This is a genomic window from Rhodococcus jostii NBRC 16295, assembly GCF_001894825.1.
Lineage (GTDB): Bacteria > Actinomycetota > Actinomycetes > Mycobacteriales > Mycobacteriaceae > Rhodococcus_F > Rhodococcus_F jostii.
Window position 1 is genome coordinate 1 of record NZ_BCWY01000257.1, and the last position, 832, is coordinate 832.

At 66.9% G+C, this 832-nt stretch carries 2 protein-coding genes; both read left to right on the forward strand.

Going from position 1 to position 832, the window contains the following annotated elements; all coding sequences use genetic code 11:
* A partial coding sequence (locus RJ1_RS45070) for a cupin domain-containing protein (protein WP_501193869.1) occupies window positions 1-269 on the forward strand: 269 nt, incomplete at its 5' end.
* On the forward strand, window positions 266-802 hold the full coding sequence (locus RJ1_RS45075) for a VOC family protein (protein ID WP_073371181.1): 537 nt from the start codon (window positions 266-268) through the stop codon (window positions 800-802). The genes RJ1_RS45070 and RJ1_RS45075, both read left to right, overlap by 4 nt.
* The last annotated feature ends 30 nt before the right edge of the window (window positions 803-832 follow it).

Below are 832 nucleotides of genomic sequence, written 5' to 3' on the forward strand. Positions count from 1 at the left end.
ACGACAAGGGCGAGACCGGGATGTACACGTGTGAGGTCGCGGGTGCCGTCCACTCTCCGACGTCGCCGCAGGGCACGACGATGCTCGCCATGGTCGACGGCCCGATCGCCGGTTACGCGCCCGAGGGCGAGCTCGGCGCCATCGCGGACGCCCGCCTGCATTACTACATCGCTGCGGCGAACGACGCCGTCGGCCACACTCAGCTCGTCGACTACGCGACCGATCCGTCGGTCGGCATGCACAGCATGGTCCCCGAGGCCGCGAAGTGAAGTGCTCGCTCGGGCCGGTCCGGCAGCTCGGCTACGCGGTCACCGACATCGACGCCGAACTCGAATACTGGACGAACAAGCGCGGCGTCGGCCCGTTCTTCGTCGTCGAGCATGCCCCGTTCGAGGAGGTTCACTACCTCGGACAGAGCGTCGAGATCGACCTGACCGTCGCGATCGCCTACAGCGGATCCATGCAGATCGAGCTCATCCAGCAGAACGACGCCGGCCCGTCGCCCTACCGCGACTTCATCGCTGAGTACGGCCCGGGACTGCATCACCTCGCGGTGTTCGCCGACGACTTCGACGACACGGTTCTGCAGGCACAGGCGTCGGGCGAGGCGGCCACCTTCACAGGCAGCATCAGCGGGTTCGGTCGGTTCGCCTACTTCGACACGGCGGGTCAGCACCTTGCCGTCGAGATCGGTGACGTCGGAGGCGGAACGGGCGTGACGGAGATGTTCGCAGCCTTCGAAGAGGCCGCGAGGTACTGGGACGGCTCCGCCCCGGTCAGGGTCGTCAACCCGGCAGACTGATTCGCACCACTTCCGTTTCCCGCACTCGGT